General features: G+C 66.2%; 11 protein-coding genes and 3 pseudogenes. 4 read left to right on the plus strand and 10 right to left on the minus strand.

The window, feature by feature from the left end; genetic code table 11:
- Positions 1-17: 17 nt before the first annotated feature.
- The 6 genes from ORI94_RS31540 to ORI94_RS31565 all read right to left on the minus strand — a co-directional run bounded on the left by ORI94_RS31540 (position 18) and on the right by ORI94_RS31565 (position 9198).
- Positions 18-1514 (minus strand): hypothetical protein, encoded by a 1497-nt coding sequence (locus tag ORI94_RS31540; protein ID WP_266081936.1) that lies wholly within the window; start codon positions 1512-1514, stop codon positions 18-20.
- 164 nt (positions 1515-1678) lie between these two features.
- Positions 1679-2398, minus strand: coding sequence for a hypothetical protein (locus ORI94_RS31545; protein WP_266081938.1), 720 nt, complete (start codon positions 2396-2398; stop codon positions 1679-1681).
- A gap of 53 nt (positions 2399-2451) precedes the next feature.
- On the minus strand, positions 2452-6183 hold the full coding sequence (locus ORI94_RS31550) for an SGNH/GDSL hydrolase family protein (RefSeq protein ID WP_266081940.1): 3732 nt from the start codon (positions 6181-6183) through the stop codon (positions 2452-2454).
- Between the two features lie 517 nt (positions 6184-6700).
- Positions 6701-7327: a peptidase inhibitor family I36 protein gene (locus tag ORI94_RS31555; RefSeq protein WP_266081942.1), complete on the minus strand. Its 627-nt coding sequence runs from the start codon at positions 7325-7327 to the stop codon at positions 6701-6703.
- Between the two features lie 228 nt (positions 7328-7555).
- On the minus strand, positions 7556-8557 hold the full coding sequence (locus ORI94_RS31560) for a CU044_5270 family protein (protein WP_266081944.1): 1002 nt from the start codon (positions 8555-8557) through the stop codon (positions 7556-7558).
- Positions 8554-9198: an RNA polymerase sigma factor gene (locus tag ORI94_RS31565; RefSeq protein ID WP_191889338.1), complete on the minus strand. Its 645-nt coding sequence runs from the start codon at positions 9196-9198 to the stop codon at positions 8554-8556. Before ORI94_RS31565 ends, ORI94_RS31560 begins: the two co-directional genes overlap by 4 nt.
- Positions 9199-9515: 317 nt before the next feature.
- On the opposite strand from ORI94_RS31565, the pseudogene ORI94_RS31570 reads away from it, so the two are divergent.
- Positions 9516-10286 (plus strand): annotated as a pseudogene (locus ORI94_RS31570) (IS256 family transposase); the annotation flags it as partial.
- Positions 10287-10301: 15 nt separating this feature from the next.
- On the opposite strand, the gene ORI94_RS31575 reads toward ORI94_RS31570, so the two are convergent.
- Entirely contained in the window at positions 10302-12386 is a 2085-nt protein-coding gene (locus tag ORI94_RS31575) for an ISAzo13 family transposase (protein ID WP_266081948.1), read from the minus strand.
- Between the two features lie 50 nt (positions 12387-12436).
- On the opposite strand from ORI94_RS31575, the pseudogene ORI94_RS31580 reads away from it, so the two are divergent.
- Positions 12437-12895 (plus strand): annotated as a pseudogene (locus tag ORI94_RS31580) (transposase); the annotation flags it as partial.
- A gap of 17 nt (positions 12896-12912) precedes the next feature.
- Here ORI94_RS31580 and ORI94_RS31585 read toward each other — a convergent pair.
- Complete coding sequence (locus tag ORI94_RS31585) at positions 12913-13161, minus strand: hypothetical protein (RefSeq protein ID WP_266081950.1); 249 nt, start codon at positions 13159-13161, stop codon at positions 12913-12915.
- A gap of 593 nt (positions 13162-13754) precedes the next feature.
- Entirely contained in the window at positions 13755-14660 is a 906-nt protein-coding gene (locus tag ORI94_RS31590) for a hypothetical protein (protein ID WP_266081952.1), read from the minus strand.
- A gap of 296 nt (positions 14661-14956) precedes the next feature.
- Here ORI94_RS31590 and ORI94_RS31595 point away from each other — a divergent pair, with 296 nt between their 5' ends.
- Both ORI94_RS31595 and ORI94_RS31600 read left to right on the plus strand, forming a co-directional pair.
- Positions 14957-15628 carry a TIGR02391 family protein gene (locus ORI94_RS31595; RefSeq protein WP_266081954.1) on the plus strand — a complete coding sequence of 224 codons (672 nt, stop codon included), beginning with the start codon at positions 14957-14959 and terminating at the stop codon, positions 15626-15628.
- Positions 15629-15675: 47 nt separating this feature from the next.
- A complete protein-coding gene (locus tag ORI94_RS31600) occupies positions 15676-15975 on the plus strand; it encodes a transposase (protein ID WP_266081956.1) in 300 nt (99 codons plus the stop codon).
- Here ORI94_RS31600 and ORI94_RS35655 read toward each other — a convergent pair.
- A pseudogene (locus ORI94_RS35655) lies at positions 15964-16080 on the minus strand (IS30 family transposase); the annotation flags it as partial. The gene ORI94_RS31600 and the pseudogene ORI94_RS35655 overlap by 12 nt on opposite strands.

Here is a 16080-nt window from a genome sequence, read left to right on the forward strand (position 1 = left end):
TCGTAGAGGCTGCTCCCTCAAGCGACGATCCAGACGCGAAAGGCATCCCGCTCGATGACCCGGTTCTTGATGTAGAAGCGGTTCAGCAAACTGCCCGCGCTGCTGTTCTGGCTGGCCGGGATCATACAGGCGCTCCAGCCGTTGGGGCCTGTGACGTTCTGAGGCAGTGCGCTGATCTGACACCAGTTGAACGTACGGCCCGGGTAGGGGGCAGGTTGAGGTAGTGATCCTGTGAATGCCCCCTGCCAGGTGGAGCGGAAGGGGTATTCGTCGCAGCTGTACTTCCACGGACGCGGGTAGCCGCCGCTGGATGCCTGTGGGCAGGCCGTGTCGCCGTTCCTGTTTCGAAGGGCCGTGTCGGTCAGCCGGTAGAGCGGCTCACCGTCCGGGTAGGCGCCGGGGAGACCGGATGCCTGAGCGGCCTGGACATGGCGGGCGTAGTCCGGGTTGGTGCCGGTGAGGCTGACGACGTCGACCGCGTCGTAGTCCGATATCACGCAACCAATCTTCGCAGTCCCGGGGGTGGCATTGTCGCAGCGCACGTCGAAGGAGGGGGTCGAGGCGACGCCGGACGGCTGCGACACCCAGGACGTGTTCGCCAAGCGGTAAGTCACCGTGGTGCGGCCCTCGCCGATGTCGCCTACGCCCAGGACAGTGCTCTTCGGCAGGATGTCACCGTAGGTTGTCCCCGTCTCGGTGATTGTCTGAACGGGGAAGTCTTTGTCGCCCGCGGCGAGCGTGCAGTCCCCCGCACAGGAGCCGCCGCCGCTGACAGTGGTGCCGTTGATGTTGCCCCAGCCACCTGACTTGTCGATCACTACCTGGTGGGCCCAGTGAGGTGTGTCATAGCCGGTATAGATCAGGTCGGCCTGGAGGTACATGATTTGGCCGGTGAGCTCGCCGGTCCTGATGTCGGTGACGTCGAGGGTCCACACCGAGATGGAACATGCATCAGTGCGTGTGTAGTACCAGGCACCGTTTCCAGTGGCGAGGTCGAAGCAGTAGTCCGGCATGGCCACGGGGGCCCGAGCGGCCAGCTCCGACATGCGACGGGCCGTAATCGTGCTTTCGCTGCCTGGTTGGATACAGGCTGCCTCGGTCTTCCCGCTCTCTGGCGTCAGTTGGCCAGCGTCGATCTCCGCTTGCAACTTGTCAGAGGCCTTCTCGTTGTACCGGAAGACCAGCACCCACCGGCCCTGCAGGCCGCGGGCCCGCTCGATGAGGTCGCGGCCGCGGTCGGTCTCCTGCTGCTCGGTGCGGATGTGCTCCGTGTCCCCGGCCGGGGAGCGCAGGGTGAGCAGTCCCCGGCGGCTGGACTCCTCGATCTCGACCTCCTCCAGGAACGCCACGAACCGCGAGGCGCTCTCCAGGCGGTCGATGTCCTGCGCCGCCTGCTGGGCGATCAGGTGCAGGTCGACGGTCAGGGCGTGCACGCGACGGCCCCAGGCCGGTTCCTCACCGAGCGGGCAGGGGCCGGCGGCCTGGGCGGCCGCGATGACAAGGCTGTAGTCCACGTCCTCAATCATGACGGCCCGGCGCGGCGTGCGAGCGGCCCGCCAGGTCCACGCTGCGCAACCGCGTCGGGCCTCTAGACAGCGACGGCGGGGCGTGGGCCGTCTCTGGCACGGCTGGCCTCTCGCTCGGCCTCCTGCCGGACGACAATGCGGCGCAGCTTCCCTCAGCATGAAGGTGCCGGTACCGCTGTGGCTGTCTCCTGGCCGACAGCGCCTGCTTCGGGCCGTGAGAAGCGGTAGCACTGGTCGATTCGTGCGTCGGCGCTGGAGACGAGGACGGAGACGATCACCGTGTCCCCTTCGTGCACTACATTCCTGACGTCGAAGGATCGGCGTCTCGTGGGGTTGAGGACATGCTGTACACCCTCGGGCGTCAGGTCCTCGGTGTACATGCCTGAAATGCGCGTCAGCGCCAGGCGGACCCGGTTACCGATTTGGGTGCTCGGACGGCACACGACGTCGTCGCGCTCGGATACCTTCGATGTCCACGCCTGGCCAGGGTGTTGGGTGTACGTGAAGACGAAGCAGCGGGTCACCTGGATCGATCCGCCACCGGGGAGCATGGTTTCCGCATCGTATTGGGCGGATGACGCAGCCGTGGCAGTGAATTCGCGGTAGGTCGCGTCGTAGGTGACCACCGGGGCTTTGGAGTGCTGCCAGATTACTCGGGTCAGTGTGTCGACGTCGGTGGTGCCGCTCGTCTCAAGTGCGCGGTCTGTCTCGTCCGCCCTGGCTTGAGCCTGCTCGAGGATCGCTGCCAGGGCCTGCTCCCTGCGCTCGCTGTTGATGTTCCCGTCGTGCCAATGCCGGTACCACAGCCAGGAGACGACGAGACTTAGAACGGCAGCCAACGCGATCAGCACGGTGAGGCAGCCGGTGGTCACGAGGCGGTTCCCCGGCCTCGCGACCACCGCACCTCTGGTTTGGTCAGGTGCCACTAGCTGCCTTTGTATCCGATACCGGCCAGTGTCTGCTCCATGACCCGTGCATAGCCTGTGGTGCCGGCGTTCTTGGGATGGAACGACTCGAGGCTGGCACAGATGTTCTCCCCGGGCCAGGGCAGGCACGGGGCCTGGTTGGCCGGGTCTCCGGCGTGGAAGTCGCCATCGCCGTTCGGGCCGGCGACGATGCGGTTGATCCACTCGTCGCCGTCACAGATACCGTGCCCCTGGAAGGCGGGTATCGGGTCGGCGAAAGCCACCTTGGTCCCGGCCTTGCTCAGCTCCGCCACCTTGGCCTTCTGCTTGTCTCGGACGTAGTCGGCCAGTTGGTTCAGGGCGTCGAAGTCGGCTGTCACGCATTGCTCGTCACTGACCAGGCGTGGATAGCCCATAAGGACGATCTGTGCGTTCGGCGCGGCGAGTGCGATGTCGGCGATGAGACCCCCGGTATCGAGTACCGCTTGGTCGACCTTGCCTGTGTAGTCGGCGGGATCACATATTCCGATGATGTAGCAGTTCGTGACGGCGTTGGTGAAGTTGTCCCCGTCGTTGCCGCCGATGGTCAGCATGACCAGTGTGGTGTCCGGGCTGAGGACGCCGGAGTCGATCTGGCTCACCTCATGGTAGTTGCCGATTTCTCCCCAGGGCAGAGGGTCGCCTGGGGTCAGCTGCGAGGTCTTCGCACCGGAACAGCTGACGTCGAGGAAGTCGACGGTGGCGCTCCTGTTGTCCGAGAGTTCGCCGAGGCTGGTGCTGTGACCGGGCAGCCGGAGCTTGCGCGGCCAGGAGTTGTCGCTGCGTCGACAGGCGTTCCAGTCGCTCTCTCCGTGGTCTCTGTCGGACTCGGGTGAGTAGGCTCCGGCCCCCTCGCCGGAGGTGTAGGAGTCGCCCATGGCGACGACCATGTGCTTGGGCTTGCCTGACAGCGGCTGGAAGGCAACGGCGTCCCAGGCGACGTCTTCGTCGGCGGTGCCGTCGGCGGTAGTGTTCGTCAGTTGGACTTGAGGGGTGCCGGTGAAGCGGTAGACGCCGAGTTCCACCCAGGTGTTGGCACTGAAGTGGGTGTTGACGTAGCGGTGTCGGTCGCCGCCGGCGACTCCCTTGATCACGTAATGGGCCTGCTGGGTGTGCGCCCCCGTGTCGGGTTGGTGGGCGAAGACGCGTGTCCACTCGACGTCGCGGTCGAGGGTCCAGGTGCCGTCGATGGTCATCCTGTTGCCAGGACCGCCGAGGTGAGCGATGTCGCGGGTGTGCGTGTACCAGAAGTGGCCACCTTGTCCGCCGCCGATCTGGTGCAGGTCTCCCTTGGCTTCGTACGGGCCCAGGCCTGGTCCGGTCGCCAGGGGGTTGGGGTGGAAGGTGAACTGGAAGTGTCCGGCGTCGGTGCCGGACGCGCAGCCGCCGTAGGTTGCGGTGTCGTCAGGTACGGACTCCACGATCAGCGCCCCGGCAGGGGCAGCGCCGCACTCCGGTGTGCCGTACTGCAGACGGTAGCCACGGCCGGGTTCCGCGCGGGACGTGACGTACTTGACGTTCTCGTGACCGCAGTCGGCGTCACAGTTCGCCTTCCACGTCACGTTTGCGCCGCGCCACCAGTACGTCTCATAGCACTTCGCGTCGGGACAGTCGGGCGGGTTGGCGGCATCGCAGTTGTTGGTGGCGTTGCAGAACGCGTCCAGTGGCGGCTTGATCCGGTCGCGCTGGCCTGGGTTGATCCACCAGGCGGGCCGGAAACCGGCGGAGTCGTAGCCGGACTCGCCGGGCCAGTCCTGCCGCCCGGAAGTGGCATAGGAGTAGCCGGTGTCCATGGACCAGGCGGCCCAGCCCATCACCTTTTCCTGGTAGGGCCAGTTCTGGGGCTTGGCGGCGTCACGCGGGTCGGACATGAACGGGTCCCGCGAGGGCGGGTAGAACGGGTTCGCGGGGTTGTTGTACCAGCCCAGGCCCCACGGCGTGCCGTCACCCTTGTTCTCGTTGAACCCGAGATTGTAGTTCCACAGGGCGGCGAACCAGTTCTCCGGCTTCGACGGGTCGTCGTTGTTGACCGTGATGGTCTGCCCGGCGGTGTGCACCTGGTTCCACTTGTCCGCGAGGATGTACATGGACGCGGCGATGTTGACCGCGTAGTCCAGAGCGACGGCCTTCTGCTTCGTCGGGGACAGGGACGTCTCACCCGGCTTCTCATAGCCGGCGAGCCGCATGCCGTCGGTGACTTGACCGACTCCGTAGCCACAGTCGGACTCGTGCCAGCGAATCCTCCAGTACGCCTCGGACGTCTCGCCCTCATGGCCGTAGAAGCCGGCGATCGCCGCTTGAGGGTTGCCCATCTGACCGGGGATGGCGCCGCCTTCCGCCTGCCACAGGTTCGACTCCTGGGCGAGCACGCCCAGCAGCACCTGCGCCGGGATCTGTCCACCGCCCTTCAAGGCGGGAGGCGGGAAGAGTCCCTGAGGGTCGACGGTGCCCAGGCCCAACTGGGAGCGCCAGCCTCCCTGCGTGATCCAGTTGGCGCGCAGTTCGCCGCGGATCGCCATGTTGACAGCCCATTCGACCTGGTTGGGGGTCGGCTGCAGGGCCAGCGCCTTGACGTCGTTGCGGGGGATGGAGCACCAGCGGTCGGTATCCACCGGGTTGTGCGCCCGTGCGTCGGCCGCTTGAACGGTCCGCGCGTTCTTTCCCGGTGCCTTCTCCGTGTCGGCGGCTGCGCGCAGGGCAGGTGAGAAGGAGCCTTTTCCTGTGTCGCTGGTTGTGTCGGTGACCGCCTGGGTGATCTTCTCGCCGGTGGCGGTCGCGACACTGGTGATGGTCAGCGGGTCGGCACTGTCCCGCGTGGGGTCGTCAGTGGCGCGAGCTCGTGGTGTCGGTTCTGCCTTGGTGAAGCCCTTGCCTACGTTGCCGATCCGTTCCAGGCCTGCACGGACGCCGGGCATGAGGACGGGATCGACAGCGAGTCGGCCGTGGGTGGACACATCGGTGTCTGCCGAAACATGCAGGCGGGTGATCCCGGTGCCGGCGACGTTCGCGTCTGTGGTGTCTCCGGTGAGGAATGCCCGGCCGTCGGTTCCCTGCTGGAGGGCCAGGTCGCCCAGCTTGCCCGTCGCGAGAAGCGACGGTGTGCTCCCCTTCTTCCACAGTTTGGCGTGGGCGGTGTTGTCCTTACGGTCGAGGAAGGCGATGCCCTTGCTGGTGGGGCGGAGGCTGAAGGGCACTTCGTTCGTGGAAGCCAGCCGCGTGATGCTGCTCTTCGTCGGGTCGACGCGCACCAGACGGCGGCCGTGTGCCGCGACAAGACCGTCCTTGGTCGGGACGGCGGAGGTCACCTGACCAGTGACAGAAGTGTCGCTGGTCGTCTTACCGCTGGTGTCGACGGTGACGAGCCGGGTCTTGCTGTCGCGAAACGCCGTGAAGACGGCCGTGCGTGTTGTGGGGTTGCACGACGGGTCGAAGTAGGCCAGCGATCCGGTGAAGGGCAGTTTCGTCACCTGGCCGGACTTCAGGTCGACGACTGCGGTGAACGCCCCACCCTGCATCAGGTCCGGCTTGTTCGTGAACGTCCGGGGCGCATACACGACCGCAGCATGATCGCGGTCCATGACGCAGGAGTTGCCGATCCACGAGTCCGTCGGCATACCGGGCTCGGCGAGCGTCGCAGCGGTTCGCCACTGGTAGGCGTCCTTGCTGTCCGCCACGAGGACCTTGAATCCGTCGTTGTCTGCCGCTGTGGTCACTGCCCGGTCCAGCGAGGTGTCCCAGCTCTTTCCGAGCTTCTTGCCGGGGTCCGGCACACGCGGGGGCACGTCGGACGACGGGTTGGCGGTCGGCTTCGGTGCAGGCTTCGGGTTGGGAGGGCTCGAGTCGGCGAACGCCGGCGCGGCCTGTATGAGCCCGGTCAGGATCGCACTGGCCGCAAGGCCCGCGATTCCGCTACGAGCTAGTCTGTGAGCTCTCAACTACTACTCCAACAATGCGATGTCAGGGTGTACGGAAGGGGCCCGGCGCGGCCTCTGCGGAAGCTGCGACGATCGACCGGAACAGTGATGACGTGGCATCAACGAGGACCGTTCCTACTGCCTTCCTAAAGACCGGCCTCGGCGGTGGGGCGCTCGGCCAACGCTGAACTGGATCGCCGCGGTCCCGACCAGGGGCGTACGGGACCGCGGCTGACAGCCAGGACGCACGTCTCTCGGGCGCCAGGCGCCGTCGTGCAGCGCGTCGTCAGCACGAGATGAGGCCAGTCCCGGCCGGTCACATGGTTATGTAGTCGGCCTTGTCGTTGAAGGTGCCACCGGTCGGGTAGCTGGCAGTGGAGAACTTGTAGCAGTACCCGTTGGTCAGGACCATGTACGGGTCAGGCAGGCCCGTTCGAGCGTCGTAGACCGACACACCGCCCTGATCGCGCTGTACACAGCCGGCACTGGCCTTGTCCCGGAAGTCCCAGTCTCCGAGCTGCTTGGTCCCCTTGGCGCTCCACTGGAGCCGGCGCCCCGTGAAGTCCGAGTGCTCCCACAGGCAGACCCACCCGTACGCGCAGTCGCTCCAGGCTGTAGGACCGAACGCACCGCCGGCCGTCGCTGCAGCCCTGCCACTCTCCGACCCTCTGGTCGTTTTCGGGGCGATCGCGGCCATTGCCTGGTCCGCTTCGGCGGCGCTGTCGTAGCAGTAGACCTCACCGCTCGGTACTTCGTTACAGGCCTGCGCCCCCTGCCAGCCGTCAGCCAGGTTGATTCTCTCGCCCTTGTAGGTGGCGATGACGGGCTTGGATTCGGCGAGCTGCTCCTGCAGCTGGGCCTCCTCGGCCTGCGTGGTGATTCTGACCTCAGGTACTGCGACGGGCTCCGGTACCGCGGTTGCAGTCGTCGCGCTCGCCGCCAACGCACAAAGGGTGGCGACAGCCGGGACAAGGACGCGTGCAGGGCGCATGCTGCTTCTCCTGTGATGGTTTTGTGGCGGTGATTCACAGGGATCCCACAGCACGCTTCGTGGGTGCGGGGCGGCCGCGATCTAGTATGTCGGGTTCTCGATCACGATCGTCCGGATGTTCGATCTTGTGCGGGTCGTCGTCATGGGTGTATGACGTTGTGCCGCGCGGCCGTTCGCCCTCTACGGAGTCTGTCCGGCCTCGTCGACGATGCCGCTGTCGATGACGGCGACGGACGTGACGACTGTGCCGGCTTCGCCCCAGGCGTTGTCCACCACAAGAACTGTGCGCTCACCCAGGAGTCGGGCCGTGCTCCTGTCGAAGATCCATTCAGTGCGCTCATCGTCGTGCGTCCGGGCGACGGCGACCCCGTTCCGTCCTGCCGCGTCGACGGCGTCGGGGACGACGTCGACGCCGGGAATAAGGGCAGCGGCGCGGTAGAGAGCCGCAGTGGTCTCGGGAGGTGTCACCCCGTTCCGCAGAAGATCACCGATCGTGACGAAGGCTTCCTGGTCCGGTCCCGTCGTGGAGCCGGAGCCAGCTCCGTGATTCCTCTCGGCGTCGTCGCGGATCCGCTTCAGCAGAGTGTCAGGATCGGTCGGCAGGGCGGCCAGGAAGTCGTAGGTCGGCGCGTTCAGACTCCCCTCACCTGCGGTGCCGGGCAGCAAGCTGTCGTTGCCGTCCTTGCGCTGCAGAGTCTGCTCACTGCCGTCCACCGAGGTCCACTGCTCCATGCCCTCGTCCTCGCGCAGGAGCTCCATTTCGCCGGCCGTGGTCTCGGACAGCACCGATGTGTGGCCGACCGTCTTCACGTACGAGTACTGTCCGGCGCGCACCGTCGTCTGCGGCGTCGTCGCGGCGGCCAGAGCCGCTCTTTCCAGCAGCTGGACCGATGCTGCTGAGGCCGGTGGCACGTTACCCACAGTGTCAGAGGGTCCGGAGCCGAGGCTGAGGACGGCGACGACAGTTCCTGCAGCGGCAACTGCTCCCCATGCCAGGCCCCAACGTCCTTTCGGCCGCAGTGCCAGACGGGAAGCACGGGAATGCGTCTGCCGGTCGACCTCGCTCAAGAGGTGTGCGCGGCGCGCTGCCACGCGTTCGGGTGCCGGGTCCGGGTAGGGAGCGGGAGGCAGCGTCCGGCTCGCCCGCTCACGCTCGGCTTGTTCCCGCTGTTCCGGATTCATCGTGCTCTCCTTCGGTGGGACGTGCGGGCTGCGGCCACCCCGCTGTGCGATATGTGTCCGCTGTCGGTCCGCGGTTCCGCACCGTCCAGATTCGGCACCACCAGTTCCTCATCGACGAGCCTGCGCAGTTTCTCTCTCGCCCGGGAAAGCCGGGAACGCACGGTGCCTACCGGAATCCCCAAAGCCTCAGCGGCCGCCGCGTACCCCAGATCGGACCAGACCACCAGCGTGAAGACCTCGCGCTCGCTGCGCTTGAGACGCTGCAGCGCTCTGGCGGCGGCGGCCAGGCGTTGGGCATCGGCCATCTGACCGACCAGCTCGTCGGAGAAGTCCGGCAACGCTTCCGGGGGCGGCAGACGGGACATCGCCTCCCGGTGGCGGCGTGCCGACCGAGCGATATTGCGCATCACGTTCGTCGCGATGCCCAAGAGCCACGCCCGAACGCTTCTGACTTCCTCACGCAGCTTGTCACGCAGCCGCCAAGCCTCCAGGAAGGTGAGGGACATGACGTCCTCGGCCATGGCCCAGTCGCCCGTCGTCCGGATCGCGTGGGCGTAGACGACTCGCGCGTGCTCGTCGAAGATCTCGGCGAACGCCGCCCGATCACCAGACCGGACCCGTTCGTGCAGTAGGAAGTCCACAGCAACAAGTGTCCGCACAACCACAACGGTTCCACTTCCTCTGCGAGACCGATACGGAACTTGAACCGAACTGGCACATACCCTCGCAGAAGGCGCAACGACCCGAGGTCGGCGCCCGACTGATCTGGTCTCAACGAGGATTGAGTCGGAGCCCCGAGGACAGTACGCACAGGGTCCGGGGCCGGGTCGCGTCCAAGGAAGTGGTGTACGGGTTCGACCTGATCCGGGGGTTTGCTCCGGCATCGGGGTGGTGCCCGCATAGATGAACGGCCACCGGCTGATCTTCGAGATGTCGAAGCTCGAAGGAGATCAGCACGATGACCGCACCAGACAGTCTGCCCCTGCGCGCCCTCGCCGAGGACAACCTCGTCGCGGCGAGTCCCGATCTGCTGCGCGCGATGGTCAAGACGTTCGCCGACGCGCTCATGTCCGCGGAGGCCGACGCCCTCTGCAACGCCGAATACGGGCAGGTCAGCGACGAACGCGTCAACCACCGCAACGGGTATCGCCCACGCGAGTGGGACACCCGCGCCGGGACCGTCGAACTCGCCGTCCCCAAACTGAGGCAGGGCAGCTACTTCCCGCACTGGCTCCTCGAACGGCGCCGGCGGGCCGAGCAGGCCCTCATCTCGGTGGTGGCCACCGCCTACCTGCTGGGCGTCAGCACGCGCAGGGTAGAGAAACTCGCCGAGTCCCTCGGCGTCACCCAGCTGTCGAAGTCCCAGGTCAGCGCGATGGCCAAGCACCTGGACGAGCAGGTCGCAGCCTTCCGCAACCGGCCCCTGGACGCGGGGCCGTATGCCTTCGTCTGGGTCGACGCACTGACCCAGAAGGTCCGCGAGGGCGGCCGCATCATCAACGTCCACGCCCTGATCGCGGTCGGCGTCAACGCCGACGGACACCGCGAGGTCCTCGGCATCGACGTCGCCACGGCCGAGGACGGCGCCGGCTGGCTCGCCTTCCTGCGCTCGCTGACCGCCCGCGGCCTGTCCGGCGTCCAGCTGGTCGTCTCCGACGTTCACACCGGCCTGGTGAACGCGATCGGCGCGGTCCTGCCGGGCGCGTCCTGGCAGCGATGCCGCACCCATTGAAGCCGTAAGGAATCAACATGGTGTTTCCCCTCTTTCCGCGACGAATTTGAGTACGTCGGCGGCCGTGGCGAAGCGTCGTTCGGCGGGTGTCACGACGTATTGATCCTGGTCGAGGAGAGGCTGGACGTCCTCGATGGCGTTGCGGATGGTGCCGCGGCTGACGCCGAACACGGCGGCCAGGGCCTGTTGGTCGCATAGACCTCGTTGGGAAAGGACAGTTGCCAGGATTCGGTCGGCGTCGGTGATCTTTTGGCGGAAGAGGCCGCCGCGGGTTCCGGGTCGCCTGTCACCGCCGCGCTGGCGATGCCGGCGTTCTTCGAGGGCGGCCTGGTAGGGCAGGGTGATCCGGTCGATCAGTGCCTGGAGGTCTGATCGAGGCATGCCGGTGAGGGCGGGGTGGGACAGAGCTTGGGAGAGTTCCATGCGACTGGTGGTCGCACCGCCTTCCGCCCAGTCGCGCAGTTCCCGGGCGGAGGAGAAGTAATGCGTGGTCTGTGTGACGGTGATCTTCTGTGCGTCCATGAGCGTGCGGGTCTCACCGATGACCTTGCCGATGGTGACCGCGTTGATGGCCAGCAGATCGACCAGGACCTTCTGGGAACAGACGCGGCGCAAGTAGATCACGGTGATCAGGACACGATCGGCGTTCGAGAGCAGGGGTCTGCCGTGGGCTCCGGGGGCCTGCAGCCGTCGGCCGCCGCGCTGTTGGAACTTGCGTTGTTCCGCCTGGGCGGCTTGTGCGGGGGCCAACTGGTTGCGCAGCGTGTCCAGTTCCGATGCGGTCATGCCGCTCAAGCGGGGGTCGGTGAGCATCGTGAGGACCTGCGCCCTGGTGCGGTCTCGATCGCTGGGGCTGACCTGGCTGCCGTCCTCGGCACCGGCGGCGGCGATCGTGTAGTTCCAGGATCCGTGCTGGTCATGGGGCGTGATCGGTAGAGAGCGCAGGTGGTCGCGGCTGACGGAGATGCCCACCGGGTAGGCACCGGCATCCAGCTCGGCGTGAACGCGCAGGCCGGTACGGGTGCGGGTCGCAGCGATGCTGTTGACGACGACTTCATAGCTGGTCAGGGGCCTGCCGCGCCAGTTCATAGTGATGTGGGAGAACAGCCGGTGCTCAATCTTGTTCCACTTTGAGGTGCCCGGCGGGAAGTGACAGACAGTCACAGTGAGACCCGTCTGGGCGGCGAAGGCGGCGAGCTCGGCCTTCCACAACCGGTAGCGGTAACTGTTGGACCCTCCGCAGTCCGCAGTGATCAACAAGCGGTTGGCATCTGGGTAGTCCGCCCGTCCGCGCGCCTGCCACCAGCGGCGAATTGACTCGACGGCGAACACGGAGGTGTCGTGGTCGGTGCCGACGTTCACCCAGCCGCTGTCGTTGGCCAGGTCGTAGATGCCGAAGGGGATCGCCACGTCGACGTCGGGGCCGATGAAGTAGAAGCTGTGGTCTTCCACCTGTACTGGATCACCTGCCGGTCGCCACTGCCGGCCGGGATTGGGTAACTGCCCCAGCTGTTCCTTCTTCTTGGCATCGATGCTGATCACCGGCTGTCCGGCGGACTGATGCTCCTTGACCTGCTCGTTGAGATAGCGGAACTGCGCGTCACGGTCGGGGTGCTGTTTCCCCTCCAGGGTCTTGGCACTGGCCTGCAGGCTGAAGCCCTGCTCCTTCAGCAACCGGCCGACGGTCGGAGCGGAGACCGGATGCCCCTGCCGAGTCAGTTCTTCCGCGAGGTTGCGCAGCGACTTGGTCGTCCAGCGCAGCGGAGACATCGGATCGCCCCGTTCATCCGGTTCCACCAGCGCCAACAGCGCGGGGACGAGCTCGCGGTCCACGTCCTCGACGCGCATTCTCCCGCCGCCCGCCTGCCGGACACGGCCTTCGGGTAGCGGTCCGGTGCCGCCTTCGAGTTCGAAGACACCTCTGCGGACCGTGGTCTCGCTGGCCCCGGCAGCTCTCGCCACGAGCCTCACACCACCATGGCCCAGCAGCCGGGCCTCGGTGGCCAGGGCGAGACGGCGCTGCCGTTCGTTCAGGTGCGGGAGCAGGACCTCGAACCGCCGGGTCAGCAGGACACGGGCCTCGTCGGATATTCGCATACCAGACCAACGAACGCGTCCTCGCGAAGCAACGTGTTATTTCCTTACGGCTTCATTTGCTTCGGAACAGCTTCCGCTACGCGGGCCGCCAGGACTGGGACAAGATCGCCAAGAAGCTGAAGCCGGTCTACACCGCGCCGAACGAGGCCGCGGCCGCAGCCCGCTTCACCGAGTTCCAGGAGGAGTGGGGCGCCAAGTATCCGGCGATCGTCCGGCTCTGGGAGGACGCCTGGGCAGAGTTCGTGCCTTTCCTCTCCTTCGATGTCGAGATTCGCAAGATCATCTGCTCGACCAACGCGATCGAGAGCGTGAACGCACGGATCCGCAAGGCCGTCCGCGCTCGCGGGCACTTCCCGAATGAACAGGCCGCCATGAAGTGCGTCTATATGGCACTGATGTCGCTGGACCCGACAGGCAAGGGCCGCAAGCGCTGGACCATGCGCTGGAAGGCCCCGCTGAACGCCTTCCAGATCCACTTCGAAGGCCGGCTCACCCCGGCCACCCACTGACCGACCAACAACCAAGATCAGCCGTTAAGTTGACACTCCCCCTGGCCACCGAGTACCAGCAGATCTTCTACGGAAGGCCTGACGTCGGCCAGCAACGTGAGCGCGATGGAGGCTAGACACCCCTTGGCCAGATGCTCGACAGCCACAGCCATGTGATGGACTGCGAAGTCCTGGTCCACCGGCTCCTCGAAGTAGGCGTCGAGGGCTGTCCGAGCCCATCGCTGTGCAGAGCGCACCAGCTCATCACGGATCTCATCCTGGTTCATCGAAGAACCGTAATGCGCTTGGCGCTCGATGTACGGCACTCGGTGAGTTGTCGAGTGAGCCCGATGAGGTCGGCCAGCGGCCCGTGGTTCTCACGCCCAGTCCTTGCCCAGTTCCGCGAGGGCGGCGAGCTGTTCGGCGTCCAGCCGGTCCCTCCTGGATTTCGTGTTCGAAATCCATACGCCCCGCTTACGACCACCGGCTCCGCTTTGCCGGCCGACCGTGATCTCTTCGCTGTGACCGCCGGCAGCCCCCGGATCGGAGCGGGGGGAACGATGCCGCGAACCTGATGTACACCAGAACCATGAAGACACAAGAAGCGTTCTGCGTGCGATGTGGCAGCGCAGACACCCGAGTTACCCGCCTTGACCAGACCGCAGCGGAAGGCACCTGCTTCCGCTGCGACAAGCCCTTCCACGCCACACCGTGCCAGGGCTGCGGAGGCTTCCGCATCGACGGCTCCTTCGGCATCCCCGGCATACGGTTCGAGAACCTCCCCGAGAGCGTGAGGTGCTGGGACTGCAGTCACCGCAACCCGCTGCGCGACCCTGGCCCGGAGTAGGCAGCCGCCGCGCGCTCATGGTGGCTATGGAGATCAGGCCGGTGGTGGACGTGAGCCGTCCTCGGGGGGAGTGAGGAGCGGGCCGGGGCCGGCGGCCCGGCGGCCTGGGACGGCGGGGGAGAGGTAGCCGCGGTCCCGGGCCGCTTTGATCCAGTCCTTAATAGTCGGTTCCGGCCGGTTGAACAGGTCAGCCAGGCGGCGATGGAGGCCAGGACCGTTGATGGCTTCACGGAGATAGGCATGGGCCACGGCGTGCAGGAGTTCACCGTCGAGCGGGGGGCGCCCTCGCTGCGCCGGCTGTGCGAGCGCGTTCGCGTTCTCCAGGGCTCGCATGGACGGTGGTGCGAGGTCTGATCCCGCGGCCCGCGATCGGCCCAAGACCGTGACACCTTCCTCTTTCCACGACTGGTCGGCCAGCTCGGCCTGGGCCCGGGCGACGATCTGACCCAGTGGGATACGGCGCAACACGTCACTGGTGATCGGCACGGACACCGCTACCGCCGCATCCTCGCCTGGAGGACCGACGAAGTCTCCCCAGTCGTCCCAGTAACCCCACCCCGGCTGCCAGAGCTCGAGCTCGATCACTCCCAGGCCGGTTCCTTGGTTCGCCAGAATGCCGTGCACCGTGACCGGCAGATTGGCTGCCTTGTAGAGGAAGTCTGCGACGTAGCCTGGCCCGCGCTCTCGCTCTTTGACGAACAGTGTGAGTTCCGGCCCAGGCACGGCATTTTCAGGGATCTCCGCCAGGTCGGGGTAGCCATCCCAGGGTTCCATCACGGTGGAGATGAGAGAACTTTTCCAGAGGTCAAGCTCCTGGGTGCTGCGCGCACAGTCGTAGGAGTGGTCACGGACACGAGGATGGTCTGGCTTCAGGCGGAGTTCGTCTTCGGGAGCATCGGGGTTGACGTAGTCGTCGGCGCTGAACACGGGCTCGGGCATGCGCCCAGGCTAAAGACAACCGGTTCGCGCAGTGGAGGGGAAAAGAGGATGAGTAGACGCGCGAGGCAAGTCACCCTGTAGTGGCTGCACGTCCGGCCCATCGCCGGTAGCCATCGGCCGCCCAGGGCTCGCCGTCGACTGCCCTGGGCGGCGAGCCGCTGACCGCTCCGTGAGCAGCGCCGACTCGGCGCCTTCTTGGGAACAACCTTCCGAGCCCGTGACACGATCAGCGGCATGGACGCTTCCCGGAACCCCGAGTACCTCACCCCGAGTACCTCCGTAAGACCGCCGAAGCCGTGACCGAGTTCAAAGAAGCCTTCAAGGCGTTCATGGAGCTCCACATGGAGACGAAGGACGCCGGCTTTGGGCGGGGTCTCCTCCCCGCCGCAGTCGCCCGGGAAGGCGTGTCACTCGAGGAGATCCAAACCGTTACCGATCGGGTGGCGCGAGCAGCTGGCCGCGCCTCGGCGGCCCCCGGCCTGACCCGGATGTACATAGGCATCGCCAGCTTCCCGGAGCCTTTGGACCCGATTGCGGCCTGGAAAACCGTCATCACACCGAAGCCGCTGCTTGAACCGGGCGATGTGTTGGACGCGGCGGAGCAGATTCTGGGGCGCTTGGAGGCGATGACGGATAAGGCGGAGGCGGAGTTGCCCCCGACTACCGGAGTGGAGGCGATGCACCCGACGATTTGGGGAGCCGCCCGCAAGCTCTGGGTCGACGGCCACTTCCGTCTTGCTGTCCAAAGCGCGGCTGAAAGCCTTACCTCCCAGCTAAAGACCCGCACTGGGCTGGCCAACATGGATGCCACTAACCTCTACGAGAAGGTCTTCGCGTCCAAGAACCCGATGCTGGCGTGGCCTGGGGACCCGAGCGACCGCACGGTCAGCTCCATGCAGAACGGCCTGGCCAAGTACGCGCCCGGAGTCAACATGACCGTCCGCAACACGGCCACTCATGTGGCCTGAACCGTTCCGGGTTCGGTAGAGACTTGATTCCGTGAAAGGATTGAGTCATGGCACGTCCCTCCTCTTATCCCGTTGAGCTGCGCAAACGAGCGGTCCGTATGGTCGCCGAGGTTCGTGGTGACTATCCGAACGAGTCGGCCGTGCTGCGGGCGGTCGCCCAGAAGCTGGGCATCGGTTCGGCCGAGACCCTGCGGAACTGGGTGAAGCGCGATGAGGTCGACTCCGGGAAGCGCCCGGGGACGACCACGGAGGAGTCCGCGCAGATCAAGGCGATGAAGAAGGAGATCGCCGAGCTGAAGCGGGCGAACGACATCTTGAAGGCGGCGGCGGTGGAGTCAACCGGTTGATGCAACAGCTGCCGCGAGCCTATCAGCGGGAGTTTCGAACCCGAGGGTCTGCCGGGGGCGGGTGTTCAGCTTGAGGGCGACGGCATCCAATTCGGCCTGGGTATA

The organism is Streptomyces sp. NEAU-W12, from assembly GCF_026242095.1.
Classification (GTDB): domain Bacteria; phylum Actinomycetota; class Actinomycetes; order Streptomycetales; family Streptomycetaceae; genus Streptomyces.